Source organism: Arhodomonas aquaeolei DSM 8974 (assembly GCF_000374645.1).
Taxonomy (GTDB): Bacteria; Pseudomonadota; Gammaproteobacteria; order Nitrococcales; family Nitrococcaceae; genus Arhodomonas; species Arhodomonas aquaeolei.
Genome location: NZ_KB894821.1, coordinates 23216 through 43686 on the forward strand (window position 1 = coordinate 23216; position 20471 = coordinate 43686).

Consider the following 20471-nt stretch of genomic DNA (forward strand, 5'->3'; position numbering starts at 1 on the left):
CTCGCTGTCTCCTCTCGTGGGATGCGTGGCGGTGGTTGCCGTGGCGCGCTCAACGCCCGCGCATACGGGCGGCGAGCCGCCGTGCGAGTGCGGCGCCGGTCAGGGGCAGGGCGACAGTGATCAGCACCATCACCGTGCCCAGGGCGTTGATCTCGGGGCTGATGGAGTTGCGCAGCATCGCGAAGATCTGCGTCGGCACGGTCTCCACGCCCCCGGGCTTCCAGAACAGCGTGCCGGTGATGTCGTCGAAGGAGATCGTGAAGCTGAACAGCATCCCGGCGAGTACCGCCGGCAGCATCAGCGGCAGCGTGACCTCGCGGAAGGTCTGCAGCGGGTTCGCGCCGAGGCTGCGGGCGGCGTCCTCGTATTCCCGGCGGATGCCCACCAGCCGCGCCTGTACCACCAGCACCACGAAGGGCAGGGTGAAGATCACGTGGCCGGCGAGCAGCAGCGGGAAGCTCTTGGGCACCGAGAGGAACTGCAGGAACAGCAGCAGGGCGACCGCGAGCACCACTTCCGGCACCAGGATCGGTGCCACCAGCGCGGTGGAGACCAGACGCTTGCCGGGGAAGTCATAGCGCACCATCGCCATCGAGGCGAGCACGCCGATGGTGGTGGAGATCATGCTGGTGAGCGCGCCGAGCACCAGCGATGTCTGGAACGCGCGGACAATGGCGTCGTTGTGCCACAGCTCCACGAACCAGCGCAGCGACAGGCCCTCCATGGGGAAGCTGCCGAACTGGCTCGAGTTGAACGACAGCAGCATCACCACCGCCACCGGCGCGAACATGAACAGGCACACCACGATCGTGGCGAGACGGATCGTCGACCAGCCGAGGCCCGTGTCCTTCATCGTGCCTCCCTATCGAAAGCTCTTCGCGATCTGGTCGATGCCCAGATAGCGGGTATAGATGGCCACGAGCCCGCCGAGCAGGGCGAGCAGTACCAGCGACAGCGCCGAGCCCAGCGGCCAGTTGAGCTGGGTGATGATGGCCTCGTAGACGAGGTTGGCGAACATCGCGTCGGTGGGGCCGCCGAGGATCATCGGGGTGATGTAGGTGCCCGCCCCGAGCACGAAGCACAGCAGGCAGCCGGCGGCGAGTCCGGGCAGCGACAGCGGCAGGGTGACCTCGCGGAACGCCTGCCAGCCGGTGCAGCCCAGGGACTTGGCGGCGTCGGTGAGGCTGCGGTCGATCCCGTCCAGGCTCACGTAGATGTTGAGGATCATGAATGGCAGCAGGAAGTGCACCAGCCCGAGGATCACGCTGGGCTCGTTGTAGAGCATCTGCAGCGGCTCATCGATGATCCCGAGCCACTGCAGCAGCGCGTTCACTGCGCCGGAGACGCCGAGGATGCTGATCCACGACATCGTGCGGATGATGTAGCTGATCCAGAACGGCAGCATCAGCAGCAGCAGGAGGTAGGCGCGGTGGCGGAAGCGGGTGTAGGCGATGAAGTAGGCCGGCATGTAGCCGAGCAGGGCGCACACCAGCGTGGAGATGCCGGCGATGCGCAGGGTCTGGCCGAGGATGTCGCGGTAGAACGGGTCGGTGAGGACCTCGCGCCAGTTGTCCAGGTAGAAGCCCGCCTGCTCGGCGCCGGTGCCGGTTCGCAGCCAGAACGAGTAGACCACGATGAAGCACGCCGGGATCACCAGCAGCAGCGTGACCGCGGTCAGCGCGGGCGTCAGCAGCACCCACGGACGGCGGTCCCCGCGCGCCGTCGCCGTCATGTGTCCTCCTCCTCTGGGGCGGGCCGTTGTCGTGTATGGATGGGCGCCCGCACCGCGGTGGTTCATTTCAGTTAAGTAAGGGCTCTGGCATTTCGCAAATAGATAATGGGAATGCAGCGCATAGCCGTGTGCTATGTTCAGGGGGCGACGACGCCCTTGGAGGCAGCGTGACCGGCACCGACGACCCCAGACAGCCGCTGCGGCGCAACTTCGACTGGAACCTGCTCTACACTTTCCTGGTGATCGTGCAGGAGGGTTCCATCACCCGCGCGGCGGAGCGCCTGCTCTTTCGCCAGCCGACGGTGAGCAACGCCCTGCGCCGGCTCGAGGAGCAGCTCGGCAAGCGTCTGGTCGATCGTGGTCCCGGGCGTTTCGAGCTCACCGAGCACGGCAGCGTGCTCTACCGGGAGTGCCAGGAGATCTGCGGCTCCATCGGGCGGCTGCGCCAGCTCCTGGATGACGACGGTGCCGAGCTCACCGGCCACCTCACCATCCACATGGCGAGTCACGTGGCGTTTCCACCCCTGGACGACACGCTGGCGGCGTTTCACGCCCACTTCCCCCGCGTGACCCTGGACATCGAGATCGGCACGTCCAGCAACGTCACCCAGGCGGTGCTCGCCAAGGAGGCGACCCTGGGGATCTGCCTGGTGCACGAGAAGCACCCGCGGCTGGACTACGAGCTCCTTTACCGCGAGCACTTCGGTTTCTTCTGCGGTCCGCGCCACCGGCTGTTCCAGCGCCGCGGGCTGCACCTGGAGGACCTGGGCGGCGAGACCTTCGTGTCGTTCCGCACGGACCAGCTCACCGACGCCCTGCGGCCGGTGGCGATGCTGCGTGCGCAGCTCCCGGTGCAGGGGCCCACGGTGGGGACGTCGTCCAACCTGGAGGAGGTGCGGCGGATGATCGTCGCGGGGCTCGGCATCGGCCCACTGCCGATCCACGTTGTCGACCGGGAGGTGCGCGACGGTGTGCTCTGGCAGCTCCCGCCGTACGACGAGCCGCCGGCGGTGGACATCTACGTCGTCACCAACCCGCGCTCACGCCTCGGCCGTGCCGAGCGGCTGTTCCTGGAGTTGCTGATCGCCCGTGCCGGCGTGCACGAGCAGGGGGCGCTGGAGCTGCCGGGCAACCGCCGGCTGCCGCCCCGGACGGGGTAGGGGCTGGGAATCGGAGTGGCAGGGCCGCGGCCCGCCGGGGGAGGCCGCGGCCGGTTTCAGTTACTCGTGGCTGATGCGGGTGCCCAGCACGGCGAGGAACTGCGCGATCCAGGCCGGGTGGGCCGGCCAGGCCGGGGCGGTCACGAGGTGGCCGTCGGTCACCGCGTCCGTGACCTCGATCTCCGCGTACTCGCCGCCGCCGAGGCGCACTTCCGGCGCGCAGGCGGGATAGGCGGAGATCCGCCGGCCGCGGCCGACACCGGCCGCCGCCAGGATCTGCGCGGCATGGCAGATCGCGGCGATGGGCTTGCCCGTCTCGTCGAAGTGGCGCACCGCGGCGAGGACCCGCTCGTCGAGGCGCAGGTACTCCGGCGCCCGTCCGCCGGGCAGGCACAGGGCGTCGTAGTCCGCCGGGTCGACGGCGTCGAAATCGGTGTTGAGCGCGAAGTTGTGGCCGGGTTTCTCGGAGTAGGTCTGGTCGCCCTCGAAGTCGTGGATCGCCGTGCGCACGCTCTCGCCGGCGCGCTTGCCCGGACACACGGCGTCGACCGTGTGTCCCACGGCCTGGAGTGCCTGGAAGGGCACCATGATCTCGTAGTCCTCGCCGAAGTCGCCGACGATCATCAGGATCCTGCGTCCGCTCATGACGGTCTCTCCCTTGCTGCCAGAGGTTATGGGATCACTGTCCGGTATCGGCGGCGGCCGTGTCGCGGTCGCTGCCGCCCCGTGCCGCCGTCAGACTGCGCTTGGTGCGACGCAGCCGTTCCAGCGCCTCGTCGCCGCCGGCGACGGCAAGTCCGGCGGCGAGGACGTCGAGGATGGCGAGGTGGACCAGCCGCGACATCATCGGGGTGTAGAGATCGGTGTCCTCGTCGGCCTCCGCCCCGAGAACGACGCTGCATTGCGCCGCCAGCGGCGAATCCGCGGCGGTGACGCCGATCACCGCGGCGCCGTTGCCCCGTGCCCGGGCCACGCTCTCCACGATGTCACGACTGCGTCCGGTGTGCGATATCGCCACGACCACCGCGTCCGCCGGGACGATGGCCGCGGCCATGCCGTGGACGTGGGGGTCGGTATAGGCCACCACCGGGATACCGAGGCGGAAGAGCTTGTGCTGCGCGTCCGCGGCGACGACGCCGGAGGCGCCCTGGCCGTAGAGCTCGATGCGGCTCGCGCCGGCGAGCAGGGCCACGGCGGCCTCGATGCGTGCGGTGTCGAGGCTGCGGCGTGCCTGCAGCAGGGTCGCCACGGAGCGGTCCATGACCTTCGCGGTCAGGGATGCGATATCGTCGTCCCGCTCGATACCGCTGATCATGCAGGCGTCGCCGCCGGCGGCGTCGCGGGCCAGGGCCAGACGGAACTGCTGGAACCCGCTGTGGCCCAGCGCCCGGCAGAAACGCACGACCGTGGGCTCGCTCACGCCGGCCCGGGCCGCGAGTGCCGCGATTGGCGCCTCGGGCACCGCGCCGGGGTCGGCGAGCACGCATTCCGCGACCTTACGCTCGGAGCGGCGCAGGCCCGGCAGGGCGGCGCGGATCCCGGCGATCACGGAACGGGCCCCGGTGGCGGCGATCTCGTCCGGGTGCGGCGTGCTCATGCGGGTCCTCCCGGCGTGTCCGCCCAGTAGAGCTCCACCGGGCAGTCGGCCTGCCGGGCGACGGCGGCGATGGGCAGCGGCTTCGTGGTGCCGGCATCGGCCAGGGCCCGGTCGAAGACCGCGCGCTTGTCGTGGCCGGTGAAGCACACGATCAGGCGGCGGGTGGCGGCGAGCCGTGCCGCGGACTGGGAGAGCCGGCCCTCGGGGGCGACCGGGGCGGTCACCGCGGCGCAGTCGGCGTCCGGCCCGCCGGGGATCCGTCCGGGGAAGAGCGACGCGGTATGGCCATCCCCGCCCATGCCCAGGATCACGACGTCGTATGGTCGGGGCAGGCCGGCGAGGCGCTTGCAGCACGAGCGTGTCGCCTGCGCGGCGTCGCCGCCCGGGTCGCCCGCCAGGGGCACGAAACGCGCCGCCCGGGCCGCGCCGGTGAGCAGGTGCGTGTGCACCAGGTGCGCGTTGCTTTGGGGATCGTCCGCCGGCACCCGGCGCTCGTCGGTGAGCGTGACCATCACCGACGACCAGGGCAGCTCGATGCGGGACAGCGCCCGGAACAGGGCGACCGGCGTGCGCCCGCCGGGCACCACCAGTGTGGCGACGCCGCGGGCGGCCACGGCCTCGGTGAGGCTCGCAGCGACGCTCTCCGCCAGCGCGACGGCGAGGGCGTCGGGGTCGGCGTGCTCGACGATGCGGACGTCGGGCGAGGGGGCGACGCGGGAAGGCATGCTCATGACTCCTCCCGCCAGGCCGAGCCGTTGCGTCCCAGCAGGGCGCTGGAGGCGGCGGGGCCCCAGGTGCCGGCGGTGTAAGGTTTGGGCTCGTCCTCTGTCTCCCGCCAGGCGTCCAGGATCGGGTCGACCCATTCCCAGGCGGCGGCGAGCTCGTCACGGCGCATGAACAGGGTCAGCGAGCCGCGGAGGACGTCCATCAGCAGCCGCTCGTAGGCGTCGGGCTGGCGCGCCTTGAACGCCTCGGCGAAATCGAGGTCCAGGTACACCGGGCGCAGCCGCATGCGGTTGCCCCGGGACTTGGCCATGAGGTAGAGGCGCACGCCCTCGTCGGGCTGGAGCCGGATCACCAGGCGGTTGGGCTGGGGGCCGGCGCCCATGCCCTCGAACAGGTTGTGGGGTACGCCGCGGAAGTTCACCACGATCTCCGCGAGGCGCTGCTGCAGGCGCTTGCCCGTGCGCAGGTGGAACGGCACTCCGGACCAGCGCCAGCTCGCCAGCCCCGCCCGCACTGCGACAAAGGTCTCCGTGGTGCTGGTGGCGGGGATGCCGGACTCCTCGCGGTAGCCGGGCACGGGCTGGCCGTCGACGGCGCCGGCGCGGTATTGCCCGCGCACGGTGTTGCGCAGGGCGTCCGTGCCCTGCAACGGCTCCAGCGCGCGCAGGACCTTGAGCTTTTCGTCGCGCACGGCGTCCGCCTCGAGGCTGACCGGCGGCTCCATGGCGACAATGCACAGCAGCTGCAGCAGGTGGTTCTGGACCATGTCCCGCAGCGCGCCGGTGCGGTCGTAGAAGGCGCCGCGGCCCGCGACGCCGCCGTCCTCGGCGACGGTGATCTGCACGTCGCTGATCCACTCCCGCCGCCACAGCGGCTCGAAGAGCATGTTGCCGAAGCGCAGGGCCATCAGGTTCTGAACCGTCTCCTTCCCCAGGTAGTGGTCGATGCGGTAGATCTGGGATTCGGAGAAGATCGCGCCGATGCGCTCGGAGATCGCCGTGGCGGAGGCGAGGTCGTGCCCCAGGGGCTTCTCCAGTACCACCCGCGAGGCCGGTGTGACCAGGTCCCTGGCGGCGAGGTTGTCGCAGATGTCGACGAACAGCGCCGGACTGGTCGCGAGGTAGAACACGCGGGTGCGCCCGGGGTGCGGCGCGAGCCATTCCGCAAGGGTGACGTAGTCTCCCGGGCTGCCGGCATCGACCTGACGGAAGTCGAGCAGCTCGGTGAAACGCCGCCACTGGTGCACGTCGAACTCCTCCGCGGGCACGAACTCGCGGCACTGGGCCTCCGCCTGCTGGAGGAAGCCGTCGCGGTCGAGGGCGGTGCGGGAGAGCGCGAGAACGCGGCCGTTGTCCGGGAGGTCGCCGTCGCGGTGGCGCTGGTAGAGCGCCGGGACGAGCTTGCGCATCGCGAGGTCGCCGGTACCCCCGAAGATGATCAGGTCGAATGGCTCGACAGTGGCCAAGGTGCGTCCCCTCCGTCGGGATGGTCGGGATCGTCCGAGATGGTGTGTAGTAAAATTACATAAATGACGCGACAATCCAAGCACTCTCTGGTCGGTCACGCGGTATCGGGCGCCTTTTTTGACGCTGGAAGGTAGAGGGGCTACCGTTGTTGTAGTTTTCTTACATAACCATGACCGTTCCCCGGAGCCCGTCCATGACAGACATCCATCCCGTGCTCGCCGAGGTGTGCGAGCGCATCCGCGAGCGCAGCCGTGAACGCCGCCGCGACTACCTGGCCGGCATCGATGCGGCGGGCCGCGAGGGGCCCGTCCGCGCGGGCCTGTCGTGCACGAATCTCGCCCACGCCTTCGCTGCTGCCGGCGACTCCGACAAGGCGGCGCTGCGCGGTCTGCAGCGGCCGAACGTCGCCATTGTCTCGGCCTACAACGACATGCTGAGCGCCCACCAGCCGCTGGGGGACTTCCCGCCGCTGATACGGCAGGCGGCGCGGGACGCCGGCGCAACCGCGCAGTTCGCCGGCGGCGTGCCGGCGATGTGCGACGGCATCACCCAGGGCCAGCCCGGCATGGAGCTGTCGCTGTTCAGTCGCGATACCATCGCCATGGCCACGGCGATCGCGCTGTCTCACAACGCCTTCGATGCGGGGCTCTGCCTAGGGGTGTGCGACAAGATCGTGCCCGGACTGCTGATCGGGGCGCTTCACTTCGGTCACCTGCCTTTCGTGTTCGTCCCCGCCGGGCCGATGCCGTCGGGACTGCCGAACGCCGAGAAGTCCCGCATCCGCCAGCTCTACGCCGAGGGCCGGGTGGACCGCGCGGCGCTGCTCGAGGCGGAGTCGCAGTCCTATCACGCCCCGGGCACCTGCACCTTCTACGGCACGGCGAACAGCAACCAGCTGCTCATGGAGGTCATGGGGCTGCACCTGCCCGGTGCCGCGTTCGTGAACCCGGGCACGCCGCTGCGCGACGCGCTTACCATCGCCGCCACCCGTCGCGTGGTCGAGCTGCGTCACGGGGGCGAGGAATACACACCGGTCGGGCGGGTGGTCTGCGAGGAGGCCATCGTCAACGCGGTGGTCGGTCTGCTCGCCACCGGCGGCTCCACCAATCACACCATCCACCTGCCGGCCATCGCCCGCGCTGCGGGCATCGAGCTCACCTGGGATGACTTCGCAGAGCTCTCCCGGGTGGTGCCGCTGCTCGCGCGGATCTACCCCAGCGGCAAGGCGGACGTGAATCACTTCCACGCCGCCGGCGGCATGGCCTACCTCATCGACCAGCTCCTGGACGCCGGGCTGCTGTTTCCGGACGTCATGACCGTGGCCGGCTCCGAGGGGCTGAGCCACTACCGCCGGGAGCCGTACCTGGCCGAGGGCGGCGTCGCCTGGCGGGAGCCCGCGGCGGAGAGCCTGGATTCCTCGGTGCTGCGCGGCTGTGACGCGCCGTTCGACAGGGAAGGCGGGCTGCGACTGCTCACGGGCAATCTCGGCCGCGCGGTGATCAAGGTCTCCGCGGTGGAGCGGGAGCGCTGGTGCGTGGAGGCGCCGGCGCGGGTGTTCGAGAGCCAGGAGGCGCTGCTGGAGGCGTTCTCCCGCGACGAGCTCAATGAGGACATGGTGGCGGTGGTGCGCTTCCAGGGTCCCGGCGCCAACGGCATGCCGGAGCTGCACAAGCTCACGCCACAGCTCGGCGTCCTCCAGGACCGCGGCTACCGCGTGGCGCTGGTGACCGACGGGCGCATGTCCGGTGCCTCCGGCCGGGTGCCGGCGGCGATCCACCTCACCCCGGAATCCACGGCCGGTGGTGCGCTCGCGCGGGTGCGCGACGGCGACCGCATCCGCCTCGACGCCGGCGCCGGGACCCTGGAGGCCCTGGTCGATGCCGACGAGTGGGCGGCGCGGGCGCCGGCGGTCGCGCCGGACGCGGGCGGCCGGGGTATGGGCCGCGAGCTCTTCCAGCTCTTCCGTGCCAACGCCACGCCGGCGGAGGCCGGCGCGCGGGTGTTCGGTCTCGACGGCACGGCGCAGCACGGGGGTGGCTGAGATGACGGGAATGGAGGGGATTGTCTCCCGGGTGAACGTGATCCCGGTGCTTGCCGTCGACGGCGTCGACTCGGCGGTGGAGACGGTACGCGCCCTGGTGGCGGGGGGGCTGCCGGTGGTGGAGATCACCCTGCGCACGCCGGCGGCACCCGCGGCGATCCGTGCCGCGGCCGGGCTGCCCGGTGCCGTGGTCGGGGCGGGTACGGTGCTGACCGGTGCGGACCTGCAGGGCGCCGTCGATGCCGGCGCGGCGTTCGCCGTCAGCCCCGGGGCGACGCCGTCGCTGCTCACCGCGGCGCGTCATAACGGCGTGCCGTTCATGCCCGGTGTGGCCACGCCCTCGGAGGTGCAGGGTGCGCTCGAGGCGGGCTTCACCCACCTGAAGTTCTTCCCCGCCGGGGTGGCGGGCGGCGTCGCCATGCTACGCGCACTCGCGGGCCCCTTCGCCGACGTGCGTTTCTGCCCCACGGGCGGGATCGACCCCGCCTCCGCGCCGGACTATCTCGCCCTCGACAATGTCGTGTGCGTGGGCGGGAGCTGGCTCGCGCCGCCGGCCAGCGTGGCGGCCGGGGACTGGGCCGGGATCACGGAGCGGGCGCGGGCGGCCGCGGCGCTCGGCGGGCGCACGCCGCCGCCGGGCCCCGCCGTGCCGGACCGGAGGCGCGCATGAGCGGAGGTGCGGGCGGGGCACGCCCGGCGGTCGCCGTCCTCGCCAGCCGTAGCCTCCGGCTTGGCCCCGACAGCCCCGCGGCGCGCTTCATCCGGCGGTTCGAGCCGTACTTCCGCGAGGTCCTGCGCCCGGAGCTCCATCTGCTCGAGGGTACGTACCGCTCGCTGTTGCGGTGCGGCCTGCTGCACGACTACGAGCCGGTGGTGCGGGTTCCGCCAGGGGGCGAGGGCGGACTGGTGGCGCTGAGCGACCGGGTCGTCTCCGGGCTGCCCGACGGGCGCCGGCTCGATGCTGTGGTGTATTTCTCGGACCCGCGGGACGCCACCTCGCTGTTCCCGGACAGCCTGGCGCTGAAGCGCGAGTGCGTGGTCACGCGCACGCCGTTCCTTGCCTCCGAGGCCGCCGCGGTGGCGTGGTTCGGTATCGACTGGCTCGCCCGGGACGGGCGCAGTGCCGCGGCCAGCCACATCGATGGCGACGAGGCCGACGCCCTGGGCATGCGCTGGGATCCGGCGAACGACGCGGTTGCCCTGATCGCCCATGACACCCTCAAGGCGGAGATGCTGGCCTTTGCCGACGAGCACCGGGGGTTCCTCTCCCGGTTCGGCACGCGGCTCGGCACGGGGACCACCGGTGCGCTGCTCAACGGCCGCCTCCCGGAGCGCCTGGGGGAGCCGGCACCGGAGGTCCGGAATCTGGCCGGGCGCCTGCGCGGGCTCTCCGCCGCCGGTGACTGGGTCACGGGGATGGCCAGCGGCCCCCGCGGCGGCGACGTGCAGATCGCCGAGCTCGTGCGCCAGCGGCGCTGTCAGGCGGTGGTGTTCTTCGAGGACCCCCACGTCTCCCGGGAGCACGAGGCGGATATCCAGCTCATGGAGCGGGCCACGCGCATCCCCGGCAACGAGGTGCTCTGTCTACACGATCCGGCGACCGCCCGCGAGTGGGCCGCACGCCACCAGCGCTGCGAGGCCGCCGGCCGGGACGGCTGGATGACCCTGATCGACGCCTGCCGCCGGCGCTGGGGCGTGGAGCTCGTGCCCGTGGCGCCGACGGACGAAGGCGGCGATGCGCGCACCGCGCTGCTGGACGCCGCCGCCTGGTACATCCGTGCCCTGGTCTCCGAGCGTGCCCGCGGCACCGCCGCCACCGCCGGGCGGCTGCGTGTCGGCGTGGGCGGTGGTGGCCTGATCGGGGATCTCCTGGACGTCATCGCCTCGCTTGCGGAGCGGCTTCAGGCCGTGGACGATGCCCGTGGCGGTTTCGCCATGCCGCTGGTGCGGCGCGGCTATCGCCGCATGGCCAACGTCGAGGTCGTTCCGGAAGGCGGGGGCGCGGATGCGGTGCGCAATGCCGGTCACCTCGCCGCCGCGCTGTCCGCGACGCTCGCGCGGCCGGCGGCCACGGCGGACGGCGTCGACGTGAGGATCACGACGCTGTCGGACCCGCCGGGGAATGCCGGGGCGGTATCCGCGGGTCGACGCCAATCGATGGGTGACGACGTGCTCGTGGTGCCACCCGGCGCGCACCTGCGGCTCGACGGTCACGTCAGCGGCGGCGGGCTCACCACGGTGATCTCGATGGCGCGGGACGCACGCGCCGCGCTGACGGGGAAGACGCCGGGTTAGGGCGGCGCCGGGTCCCGCACGCCTGGCTGTGGCCTGCCAGTAGGTTGTTCACCCGGGGCCTGCCCGAAGACTGGAGGTGCGAGCCGGACGTGTCTGTCAGGACGCCCGGGTGTACAACCTTGTACGTTGTTCCCGGTCCGGGGTGGCGGATGGAAGTTCGGGCAGGTCGTGCGCCGCAGGCGTGGGACATTCCGGACCGGTCCCGGCGGCGTGGCGCACGGCGCCCCCCGGGCGTCCGTCGGCGACGATGTCGGCTGCCGGGTGCAGCCGACCTTGCATGTCTCGGGTTTGAGGGGGCTGCGCGGCTAGCCGGAGAACCGCGCCGAGACACTCTGGAACGCCTGGCGGAAGGTCTCCGTCACCCGCTCCACGGTCGCCGCCTCATCGGCCGGGTCGACGTCGAACTCGGCCCACCATTCGCCGAAGGTCCGACCGGATTCCGTTACCGGCCAGAGGCGCATCTGCGAGACGTAGTTGCGCACGGGCATGCCCGCCTCGAGGATCCGGTAGGCGCACAGGTATTCCCGGTCCGAGAGGGCGAGGAGCTCCTCGCGGATGCGCCCGCCCTCGTGGTCGACGAAGTTGCGCACACACCCGACCTGATCCGCGGGGCGGCCGTCCTCGATATGGCTTTCCGCGAACATCGGATGGTAGTCCGGCAGGCCGTTGAAGTCCCGGAGCACCCCCCAGGCCTGTTCGATGTCCGCGTCGAGCACCATGGTTACGTAAACCCTTGCCATCGTCTCTCTCCTCCTCGGTGATCCTGCGGGGTCAGGCGATGTCCTTGAAGCGCCGGATCTGGTCGGTCAGCGCGATCTCCGTGGGCAGACGCTCCATGCTGCTCGCGCCGTAGAAGCCCTGGCAGTGCTCGCTGTTGCGCAGCACGTAGCTCGCGTCGTCGGGGTTGGCGATCGGTCCGCCGTGGCAGATAACGAGCACGTCCGGGCGCACGCGCTTGGCCGCCTCGGCCCATTCGTCGATCAGTGCCACGCACTCGTCGAGCGTCCGCGAGGACTGTGCACCGATGCTGCCGCCGGTGGTCACGCCCATGTGCGGCACGATCATGTCGGCGCCGGCGCGTGCCATCTCGACCGCCTCGTCGGCGGAGAACACGTACGGCGTGGTCAGCAGGTCCAGCTCATGGGCCTGGCGGATCATGTCCACTTCCGTGGAGAAGTTGATGCCGGTCTCCTCCAGCGAAACCCGGAACGTCCCGTCGATGATGCCCACCGTCGGGAAATTCTGGACGCCGGAGTAGCCGAGCTCCTTCAGCTCGCGCAGCAGCTTGGGCATGATCACGAACGGATCGGTGCCATTAACGCCCGCCAGCACCGGTGTGTGCTTGACCACCGGCAGGATCTCGCCGGCCATGTCCTGGACGATCTCGTTGGCGTTGCCGTAGGCCAGCAGCCCCGCCGAGGAGGCCCGGCCCGCCATGCGGTAGCGCCCGGAGTTGTAGACGACGATCAGGTCGATGGCCCCGGCCTCTTCGCACTTGGCGGAGATCCCGGTACCGGCGCCGCCGCCGATGATGGGTTGGCCGCGCCGCGCCATTTCCTGGAATCGCTCGACGAGGACCTTGCGCTCGACTCTTGCCATTGTCGGTTCCTTTGCTTGCGTGTCGATTGCCGTGCCGGACCCGGGTTACCGGGTCTGCGGCGACGTTCCGTTACCGGCAGGGGCGCGCGCGCCGTCGCCGGACCCCGCCCCGGTCCAGCGCGTGAGCACGCGCTCGAGGACCCGGCGGGTGCGGGCGTCGACGCCGAAGATCCCGTTCGGGAAGTTCTTGACGACGACGACGAAGATCAGGCCCACCACCGTCCAGTAATGGCTGGTGCCGAACCACTGCTGCATGAGGTAGCTGACGACACTGATCAGCACGGTGACGAGGATGCCCCCGATCAGCCCGCCGACCAGGCTGGATACCCCGCCGACGAGCGCGGACAGGACCACGATCAGCGACGCCGTCAGGCCGGCGACGTCCGGGCTCACCACACCGTGGTAGTAGACGCCCAGCACCCCGGCGAGGCCGGCGATGACGCCCGAGAGCACCATCAGCAGCCAGCGGTGCAGCTGGACGCGGAAGCCGAGGGCCCGCATGCGCTCGGGGCGGTCGCGTATACCCTGGAGGGTCAGGCCGAAGGGGGTGCGCAGCAGCCAGCGCAGGCCCAGGTAGCTCGCCGCGGCCACGATCACGGTCACCAGGTACAGCGGGGCCGCGTCACCCAGCGAGAAGCCGGCCACCTCGGGGGCCTGTATGCCGGCGACGCCGTTGTAGCCGCCGGTCACGGACTGCCACTGCATCGCCACGCCGAAGAACATCTGCAGCAGCGCCAGGGTCATGATCAGGAAGTAGATCCCCGAGGAGCGCACGGCGATCAGCCCGAACAGGCCGGCCAGCACCGCGGCGGAGAGTACTGCCAGCGGCACCGTGAGCAGGGCCGGCAGGCCCATGTCGTGGCCGCCGATGCCGACCACGTAGGCGGCCATGCCGTAGAAGGCCATCTGCGCCAGCGAGACCATGCCGCCGAAGCCCGCGAGGAGGCTGAAGCTCATCGCGACCATGCCCGTGATCAGCCCGCTGGTGAGCAGCTGGAGCTGGAACGTGGTCCCGAGTAGCGGGTAGAGCACCGCCAGGGCCATCAGCACGGCCGCGGTCGTCACGTCGCGGCGGTTGCCGCGCCGGGCGGTGTCCGCCAGCCGCTCATTGAGGGACGTCCGGATCTCGGTATGCATGGGCCTATCCCCTCTCGACGGAGCGCCCGAACAGGCCCTGGGTGCGGAATGCCAGCACCAGGATCACCGTTCCGCTCAACAGGAACATGGACAGCTCGCTGAAGTAGGCGCGCCCGAAGCTGTCGATCAGCCCGACGATCACCGCACCCACCGCGGAGCCGAGGAGGCTGCCGAGGCCGCCGATCACCACCACGAACAGCGCGATGGTGAGGATCTCGAAATCGGTGCCGGGCTGAAACGCGAGGTAGGAGCCGCCGATGGCGCCGCTCACCCCGGTGAGCGCGCCGCCGAGCATGAACACCTTGAGGAACAGACGGTCGATGTCGACGCCCGTTGCGGCGACCATCTCGCGGTTGTCGACCCCCGCGCGGATGATCCGGCCGAGCTGGGAGCGGAACAGCAGCAGGTAGAGCGCGACGCCGATGAACAGCGCAAACGCGATCACGAACACGCGATAGCCCGGGTAGGGGATGCCGGCGATGCGAACCGCCTGGCTCACCGCCTCCGGCGGCTCCAGGGTCAGGGGCAGGCCGCCCCAGATCCACAGGCACAGGTCGCCGATGGTGATCGCGAGCCCCAGGGTGAGCAGGGTCTGCGGCAGCTCGCCGTCGACGCCCCGGATCAGGCGCTGGAGCACCAGGGCGATCAGCGCACCGGCGAGCCCGGCGCCGCAGACCCCGGCTACCCAGCCGACACCGCCGAGGGCGGGCAGCCAGGCGGTGACCCAGTCCGTGACCGTCCGGGAGACGGTGTAGCCCACGTAGGCGCCGAGCAGGTAGATGGCGCCGTGGCTCAGGTTGAGGACGCGCATGAGCCCGAAGACCAGGGTGAAGCCGCTCGCGATGGCGAACAGCAGCGCGCCGTAGGTAAGCCCGTTCATCAGGGTCAGAACGAACTGGAAATAGCTTGGCATTGGTGTTTCCTCCGCTGCCGCACGGGCGGCGGTCAGTCGTTCATCGTGACGCCGAGCAGCTGCTGCTGGAGCGCGCTGTCCGCCTCGAGCTCCCGGGGCGGGATACGCGCCTCCAGGCGGCCGGAGACCATGATCAGCAGCTCGTCGGCTACCGCCGTCGCCATGCGCAGGTTCTGCTCGATCAGCAGGATCGCCATGCCCGAGGCCGCCAGGGTGCGCAGCTTCTCGATCAGCGGCTCCACGATCACCGGGGCCAGCCCCTCGGAGGGCTCGTCCATGATCATCAGCGACGGGTTGGTCATCAGTGCCCGTGCGATGGCCAGCATCTGCTGCTCACCGCCGGACAGGTGGCCGGCATGGACCGTGCGGCGTTCCTCCAGGCGGGGAAAGAGCTCGTAGACCCGGGGCATGGTCCATTCCCCCTCGGTACGACCCGCCAGCATGCGCAGGTGCTCGTCGACGGTGAGCGAGGGGTAGATGTCCCGGCCCTGGGGGACGTAGCCCACGCCCCGCGCGGCCACCCTGTGGGGCGCGTGATTGGTCACCGCGTCGCCCCGTACCCGGACCTCGCCGTCACTGACCGGGACCAGGCCCATGATCGAGCGGGCCAGGGTGGTCTTGCCCATGCCGTTGCGCCCGAGCAGGCAGAGGACGCCGCCGTCGTGCTCGAAGCTCACGCCCTGGAGGACGTGGGCCGAGGCGTAATAGACGTGCAGATCGTCGATGGAGAGCAACGCGCTCATGCCGCTTCGCCTCCCCCGCCGAGATAGACCTCGCGGACGAGCGGGTCGTCCACGATCTGCTCCGGGGTGCCCTCGGCGACCAGCGCCCCGTCGCTGAGCACCACCACGCGCTCGGTCAGGGCCAGGGCCATGTCCATGTCGTGCTCGATCATCACCAGCGAACAGTCCCGGGAGAGCCCGGAGAGCAGTCCCGTCAGGGTCGCGCGTTCCTCGGGCGAAAGGCCGGCGGCGGGCTCATCCAGGAGGATCATCCGCGCGTCCTCGCCCAGTGCCAGGCCGATCTCGAGCTGTCGGCGCTCGCCGTGGGACAGCGCCGCCGCGGTGGTCGTGAGATGCCCGGAGAGACCGACCATGTCCGCGGTGTGCTCCACCTGCGCCCAGCGCGCCCGGGCCGAGCGCAGTGATCGGCCGACCGTGAGGTGGCCGCGTCCGCCGGGACCGAGGGCGCCCAGAAAGAGGTTCTCCGCGACGCTCAGGTTGTCGAACAGCGCGGACTTCTGGTAAGTGCGCCGCAGCCCGCGCCAGACGCGGGCTGCGACCGGGTGCCGGGTGATGTCCTCGCCGAAGAGCTCGATGCGTCCCGAGCTCGGCGGGATGTCCCCGGCGATGAGGTTGAACAGTGTGGTCTTGCCTGCCCCGTTGGGCCCGAGGAGCGCGCAGCGCTCCCCGGGCTCGAGGTCGAGGTGGACGTTGCTGACCGCGGTGATCCCGCCGAACTGGCGGCTCACGCCCGTCAGCTTCAGTGCCGCATCCATCGTGCGCCTCCCTCGAGCGCCCCGGCTGCCTTACGGGCAGCTCGGGGTGTCGCGGTCATAGGCCGGCGCAGCCTGGTACTGCTCCGGATCGAAGGTCCAGAACTGGCTCACCCGCGAATAGGTCCGGATGGGCACGTTGCGCCACTCGCCGTTCACCTTCTCCACGCGGTTGAGGTACACGTCCGGCACCACGTTGTGATAGCGGTCGAAGGAGACGAACGAGCCCGGCGCCTGGAAGCTGGTCTGCAGCAGTTCCTTGCGCAGTGCCTCCTGGTCCTCGACATTGCCGTCGACGTCCTCCAGCGCAAGCAGCGCCCACTTGGCGGCGCGGTAGTAGTTCTCCACGAACAGGGACGGCGGACGCCCGCGCAGCTCGCCGAACTTGCGGTCCAGCGATTTGTAGGCGTCGTTCTCGAGCTGACCGGACATGATCGATCCGGACACCACGCCCTCCATCAGTGGGCCGATGGAGGCCAGCTGGGTGCCGTCCACGGTGACGGTGCCGCCCAGGATGTCCATCTGGTCGAGCAGACCGAAGTCGTCCATCTGGCGGATGAAGTTCACCGCGTCGGTACCGCCCAGGGCGACGAACAGCGCGTCGACATCCGGCGGGATCTGTGCGACGGCGGAGCTGTAGTCGCTGGTGCCGATGGGGACCCAGATCTTCTTGGGCACGCTGCCGCCGCGGGCGCAGAACGTCTTCATGAAGCCGCCGACCTGCGCGTACGGAAAGGCGTAGTCCTCGGCCACGATCGCCACCTTGCGGTAGCCCTGGTCATAGGCGTAATCACCGAGGGGGAAGGTCGGCTGTGCGCCGGTGTAGGACGTGCGGAACACGTTGGGCGCGACCCCGCGCATGGTGATGTCCTCGGCGGCGGAGCCGGCCACGATGATGGTGGCGTCCGGGAATTCGCCGGCACCCTTCTTCACCGCCAGGCCGGCGGCGCCGCTCAGGGGGCCGAGAACCACCTGTGCGCCGTCGCGGTTCACCAGCGCGCGGGTCTTCTCGACGGCGACACTGGGATCCATGGCGCTGTCCTCGATGAACAGCTTCACCGGCCGGCCGTTGATCTCGCCGCCGAACTCCTCAACCGCCAGCTTCACGCCGTCGACGCCGTCGGCGCCCATCTGGGCGAATGCCCCGCTGAGGCTCGCCATCACCCCGATGCGAATGGGTTCCTTGTCCTGTGCCATGAGCGGCGAGCTCACCATGCCGAGGGCCATGCCGCAGCCGGCGATGGCCGCGGTCACTCTGGTCGTGACTCTCATCTCTCTCCTCCGTCGGGCGTATCGCCCGGTTCTGGTTGTGTCGGTCCGCCCGGTGCCGGTCCGTCTGGCCTGAGCCTCCGTGCTGCGCCCCGTTTATACCGATAAGCACATGCCGCACCGTGCCGCCGCAGGTCCCCCGGGAGGCGGTGCCTGCGGTGGTGCGGGGCGGCCGTTCCGCCCCGGGGGCGGCTCTCCGGCCGCGGCCGCGATCAGCCCCGCTTCGGGCACGCTTGCACCCCTTTCAGGGGTCTGGCGTTATGATTCGTGGCGCGTGACCGTGCTTGAAAACTAGTACGCGACGAGAAAGGCGGGCCATGGCTACAAGACACGACGACCTGTCCGAAACACACATCGTGGGTGAGGACACACAGCAGTGGATCGTCCGCGCCCAGGACTGTCCATCCCTGGCGGGCAGGCACATCTCCCATGTGGGTGTCGGCGATGCCGCCGTGCCCTACCGGATCGTGCGGCTGCGCCTCAGCGGGGCCTATATCCATGCCTGCCTGGGCGGTGAGGGGGTGATGCTGCTGGACGGCCGCTGGCGGCGCATGGGTCCGGGCATGATGTCGTTCGCGCCCGCTCATGGCCTGCACGCCTTTCATGCGGTCCCCCGGAGCCGCTGGCAGTACTGCTGGGTACGCTATCTGCCGACCGCGCCGCGCTCCGTGGTGGGCACCATGGCGCCGGTCATGGGTGCGTTCCGGGCGGAGCCGCTCAAGCACGCGATCCTGGGTCTGCACAGCGAGGTGTTCCTGGGTGAACACGACCCCGCCGCGTGCGTGCTCTGGATCGACAGCATCGAGCGTTACATCTCGCGGTTCGCGGATCCGTGGCGCAACGACCGGCGCATCGTGGCGGTCCTGGAGCGTGTCGAGGCCGGGCTTGAGCAGCGCTGGACCGTGGAGTCCATGGCGGCGATCGCCCACGTCAGCGCCGAGCACCTGCGGCGGATATGCCAGGCCGCGTTCGGCCGAAGTCCGATGCAGCAGCTCGCCCACCTGCGCATGCAGCACGCCGCCCACCAGCTCGCCACCACCGAGTTCAGCATCGAGGCGATCGCGCGTTCGGTGGGCTATCACAGTGCATTTGCGTTCTCCAAAACCTTCAAGCGGATGACCGGGGTGTCGCCCTCGGATTTCCGCGCCCGTTCGACCGCCGTCACGGCTGCGCCGGGGGACTGAGCGCGCGGCGCGGGCACCGACCCGCCCGTGTGCGTTTCGGACAGGTGGTTGCGTTTCTGGACCATTCCGGCGGTGCCACGTTTTGCGGCAGCGTCAGGGCATCGACGCGATAACAGGATGCACAGCGACGACACGGATGCCCGCCGGTGCCGGGGTCCGGGAGCGAGGAGAGCATGACCACTGCCTATCTGATCGGCACGTGCGATACGAAGGCTGAAGAGCTGTCGTACGTCGCCGGATGCCTGCACGCCTGGGGAATGGATACACGGGTCGTCGACATCGGCACGCGTAGCGACGCCGGCTGGGTGGATATCCCGGCCGCCGAGGTGGCCGCGTACCACCCCGAAGGGGCTGCAGCCGTGCTGGTGGACGACCGGGGCAGGGCGGTATCCGCCATGGCCACGGCGCTGGAGCGCTTCCTGCCGGAGCAGGGGGATGTCGCCGGCGTGATCGCGCTGGGGGGATCCGGGGGTACGTCCGCCGCGGCGCCGGCGATGCGGGCCCTGCCCATCGGCGTGCCCAAGATCATTGTCTCCACGGTCGCGTCCGGGAACGTGCGCCGCTACGTCGGACCGGCGGACATCATGATGATGAACGCCGTCACGGACCTTGCCGGACTGAACAGTGTCTCCCGGCGCGTGCTCGCCAACGCGGCGAATGCACTCGCCGGAGCGGTCCTGGGGGACGTACCGTCCGCCGGCGATCAGCGCCCGGCGGTGGGGCTGAGCATGTTCGGCGTCACCACCGAATGCGTCGGGCGGCTGGTCGACGCCCTTTCCGCCGATTACGAGCCACTGGTCTTTCATGCCACCGGCGTTGGTGGCGAGTCTCTGGAAAAGCTCGTCGACACCGGCGCGATTGGCGCGGTGCTCGACGTCACGCTCACCGAGGTCTGCGATCTGCTGATGGGCGGTGAGCTCTCTGCGGGCGAGGATCGTCTCGGCGCGGCCATCCGCACGCGCATCCCCTTCGTGGGGTCCGTGGGCGCACTCGACATGGTGAATTTCGGTCCCCGCGAGACGGTCCCGGAGCGTTACCACGACCGGCTGTTCTACGAGCACAACGCGCAGGTCACGCTCATGCGCACCACCGCCGAGGAAAACCGGCGCATGGGGTACTGGATCGCGGACCGTCTCAACCGCATGGAGGGGCCCGTGCGTTTCGTGCTGCCGGAGGGTGGTGTCAGCGCAATCGACCGCCCGGGCCAGCCCTTCCATGACCCGGAGGCGGACCAGGCGCTGTTCGACGCCGTCCGGGAACGTTTCCGTCCGGCGCCGCAGCGCCGCCTGGTCTCTACGCCGTACAACGTCAACGACCCGGAGTTCACGCGGGAGCTGCTTGTGTGTTTCGAGCAGGTCATGCACGGCGGCTGACGCGTGCCCCGACGGATGAACGGAGTCCGGGTAGCACGGCAATCGCGACGAGAGGCAGCAATGACGATCAAGGTAGGCATCAACGGTTACGGGCGTATCGGCCGTAACGTGCTGCGTGCGCTCTACGAGACGGGGCGCAGCGACGAGCTCCGCGTGGTGGCGGTCAACGACCTTGGCGACGTGGAGACGAACGCCCATCTCACGCGCCACGACACCACGCACGGCCGCTTCCCCGGCGAGGTGGCGGTGAGCGAGGGGGCGCTGGAGGTGAACGGCGATCGCATCGAGATGCTCAGCGAGCGCGACCCGGCGAAACTGCCCTGGGGCGAGCTCGGCGTGGACGTGGTGCTGGAGTGCACGGGGCTGTTCGCGAGCGGCGAGAAGGCGTCCGCGCACCTGGCGGCCGGCGCGCGCAAGGTGGTGATCTCGGCGCCGGCGGGCAGCGACGTGGACGCCACGGTGGTCTACGGGGTCAACCACAGCG

The 20471-nt window shown here is 70.3% G+C and carries 20 protein-coding genes; 7 read left to right on the forward strand and 13 right to left on the reverse strand.

Translation table 11 applies throughout. The annotated features are described in order from the left end of the window. Window positions 1-49 precede the first annotated feature (49 nt). Together C516_RS0116220 and C516_RS0116225 are read right to left on the reverse strand one after the other, a co-directional pair. Window positions 50-853, reverse strand: coding sequence for an ABC transporter permease (locus C516_RS0116220; protein ID WP_018719472.1), 804 nt, complete (start codon window positions 851-853; stop codon window positions 50-52). A 9-nt stretch (window positions 854-862) separates the two neighbouring features. Continuing rightward, complete coding sequence (locus tag C516_RS0116225; protein ID WP_018719473.1) at window positions 863-1732, reverse strand: ABC transporter permease; 870 nt, start codon at window positions 1730-1732, stop codon at window positions 863-865. Window positions 1733-1899: 167 nt separating this feature from the next. Between C516_RS0116225 and C516_RS0116230 the strand changes: the two genes are divergently transcribed. Continuing rightward, window positions 1900-2892, forward strand: coding sequence for a LysR family transcriptional regulator (locus C516_RS0116230; protein WP_018719474.1), 993 nt, complete (start codon window positions 1900-1902; stop codon window positions 2890-2892). 60 nt (window positions 2893-2952) lie between these two features. On the opposite strand, the gene C516_RS0116235 is transcribed toward C516_RS0116230, so the two are convergent. Genes C516_RS0116235 through zwf form a run of 4 tightly spaced genes read right to left on the reverse strand, consistent with a single transcriptional unit; the run spans window position 2953 to window position 6680 of the window. After that, a complete protein-coding gene (locus tag C516_RS0116235; RefSeq protein ID WP_018719475.1) occupies window positions 2953-3537 on the reverse strand; it encodes a DJ-1/PfpI family protein in 585 nt (194 codons plus the stop codon). 34 nt (window positions 3538-3571) lie between these two features. Further along, on the reverse strand, window positions 3572-4489 hold the full coding sequence (locus C516_RS19870) for an SIS domain-containing protein (protein WP_018719476.1): 918 nt from the start codon (window positions 4487-4489) through the stop codon (window positions 3572-3574). Beyond that, window positions 4486-5220, reverse strand: a complete 735-nt coding sequence (gene pgl, locus C516_RS0116245; RefSeq protein WP_018719477.1) for a 6-phosphogluconolactonase — start codon at window positions 5218-5220, stop codon at window positions 4486-4488. Before pgl ends, C516_RS19870 begins: the two co-directional genes overlap by 4 nt. Then, complete coding sequence (zwf, locus tag C516_RS0116250) at window positions 5217-6680, reverse strand: glucose-6-phosphate dehydrogenase (RefSeq protein ID WP_018719478.1); 1464 nt, start codon at window positions 6678-6680, stop codon at window positions 5217-5219. The genes pgl and zwf overlap by 4 nt, the downstream gene beginning before the upstream one ends. A 194-nt stretch (window positions 6681-6874) precedes the next feature. On the opposite strand from zwf, the gene edd reads away from it, so the two are divergent. Genes edd through C516_RS20655 form a run of 3 tightly spaced genes read left to right on the forward strand, consistent with a single transcriptional unit; the run spans window position 6875 to window position 11017 of the window. Further along, window positions 6875-8722, forward strand: a complete 1848-nt coding sequence (gene edd / locus C516_RS0116255) for a phosphogluconate dehydratase (RefSeq protein WP_018719479.1) — start codon at window positions 6875-6877, stop codon at window positions 8720-8722. A gap of 1 nt (window position 8723) precedes the next feature. Continuing rightward, window positions 8724-9392: a bifunctional 4-hydroxy-2-oxoglutarate aldolase/2-dehydro-3-deoxy-phosphogluconate aldolase gene (gene eda, locus C516_RS19875; RefSeq protein ID WP_211210640.1), complete on the forward strand. Its 669-nt coding sequence runs from the start codon at window positions 8724-8726 to the stop codon at window positions 9390-9392. After that, the gene (locus C516_RS20655) at window positions 9389-11017 is read left to right on the forward strand and encodes a methylglyoxal synthase (protein ID WP_018719481.1); all 1629 of its coding nucleotides are present in this window, start codon (window positions 9389-9391) and stop codon (window positions 11015-11017) included. Before eda ends, C516_RS20655 begins: the two co-directional genes overlap by 4 nt. A gap of 305 nt (window positions 11018-11322) precedes the next feature. Here the strand turns inward: C516_RS20655 and C516_RS0116270 are convergent, their stop codons facing one another. Genes C516_RS0116270 through C516_RS0116300 form a run of 7 tightly spaced genes read right to left on the reverse strand, consistent with a single transcriptional unit; the run spans window position 11323 to window position 17433 of the window. Next, window positions 11323-11757 (reverse strand): SRPBCC family protein, encoded by a 435-nt coding sequence (locus tag C516_RS0116270; RefSeq protein ID WP_040409653.1) that lies wholly within the window; start codon window positions 11755-11757, stop codon window positions 11323-11325. A 31-nt stretch (window positions 11758-11788) separates the two neighbouring features. Next, the gene (locus C516_RS0116275) at window positions 11789-12616 is read right to left on the reverse strand and encodes a phosphoenolpyruvate hydrolase family protein (protein WP_018719483.1); all 828 of its coding nucleotides are present in this window, start codon (window positions 12614-12616) and stop codon (window positions 11789-11791) included. A gap of 45 nt (window positions 12617-12661) precedes the next feature. Further along, window positions 12662-13753, reverse strand: a complete 1092-nt coding sequence (locus C516_RS19885) for a branched-chain amino acid ABC transporter permease (RefSeq protein WP_018719484.1) — start codon at window positions 13751-13753, stop codon at window positions 12662-12664. Between the two features lie 4 nt (window positions 13754-13757). Beyond that, complete coding sequence (locus tag C516_RS0116285) at window positions 13758-14666, reverse strand: branched-chain amino acid ABC transporter permease (RefSeq protein WP_018719485.1); 909 nt, start codon at window positions 14664-14666, stop codon at window positions 13758-13760. Between the two features lie 32 nt (window positions 14667-14698). Continuing rightward, on the reverse strand, window positions 14699-15409 hold the full coding sequence (locus tag C516_RS0116290; protein ID WP_018719486.1) for an ABC transporter ATP-binding protein: 711 nt from the start codon (window positions 15407-15409) through the stop codon (window positions 14699-14701). Next, window positions 15406-16164 (reverse strand): ABC transporter ATP-binding protein, encoded by a 759-nt coding sequence (locus tag C516_RS0116295; protein ID WP_018719487.1) that lies wholly within the window; start codon window positions 16162-16164, stop codon window positions 15406-15408. Before C516_RS0116295 ends, C516_RS0116290 begins: the two co-directional genes overlap by 4 nt. A 30-nt stretch (window positions 16165-16194) precedes the next feature. Beyond that, on the reverse strand, window positions 16195-17433 hold the full coding sequence (locus C516_RS0116300) for an ABC transporter substrate-binding protein (protein ID WP_026321247.1): 1239 nt from the start codon (window positions 17431-17433) through the stop codon (window positions 16195-16197). A 314-nt stretch (window positions 17434-17747) separates the two neighbouring features. On the opposite strand from C516_RS0116300, the gene C516_RS0116305 reads away from it, so the two are divergent. The 3 genes from C516_RS0116305 to C516_RS0116315 all read left to right on the forward strand — a co-directional run. Next, on the forward strand, window positions 17748-18614 hold the full coding sequence (locus C516_RS0116305) for a helix-turn-helix transcriptional regulator (RefSeq protein WP_026321248.1): 867 nt from the start codon (window positions 17748-17750) through the stop codon (window positions 18612-18614). A 173-nt stretch (window positions 18615-18787) separates the two neighbouring features. Then, on the forward strand, window positions 18788-19987 hold the full coding sequence (locus C516_RS0116310; protein WP_018719490.1) for a Tm-1-like ATP-binding domain-containing protein: 1200 nt from the start codon (window positions 18788-18790) through the stop codon (window positions 19985-19987). Between the two features lie 60 nt (window positions 19988-20047). Beyond that, on the forward strand, window positions 20048-20471 hold a 424-nt coding region (locus tag C516_RS0116315; RefSeq protein WP_018719491.1), incomplete at its 3' end, for a glyceraldehyde 3-phosphate dehydrogenase NAD-binding domain-containing protein.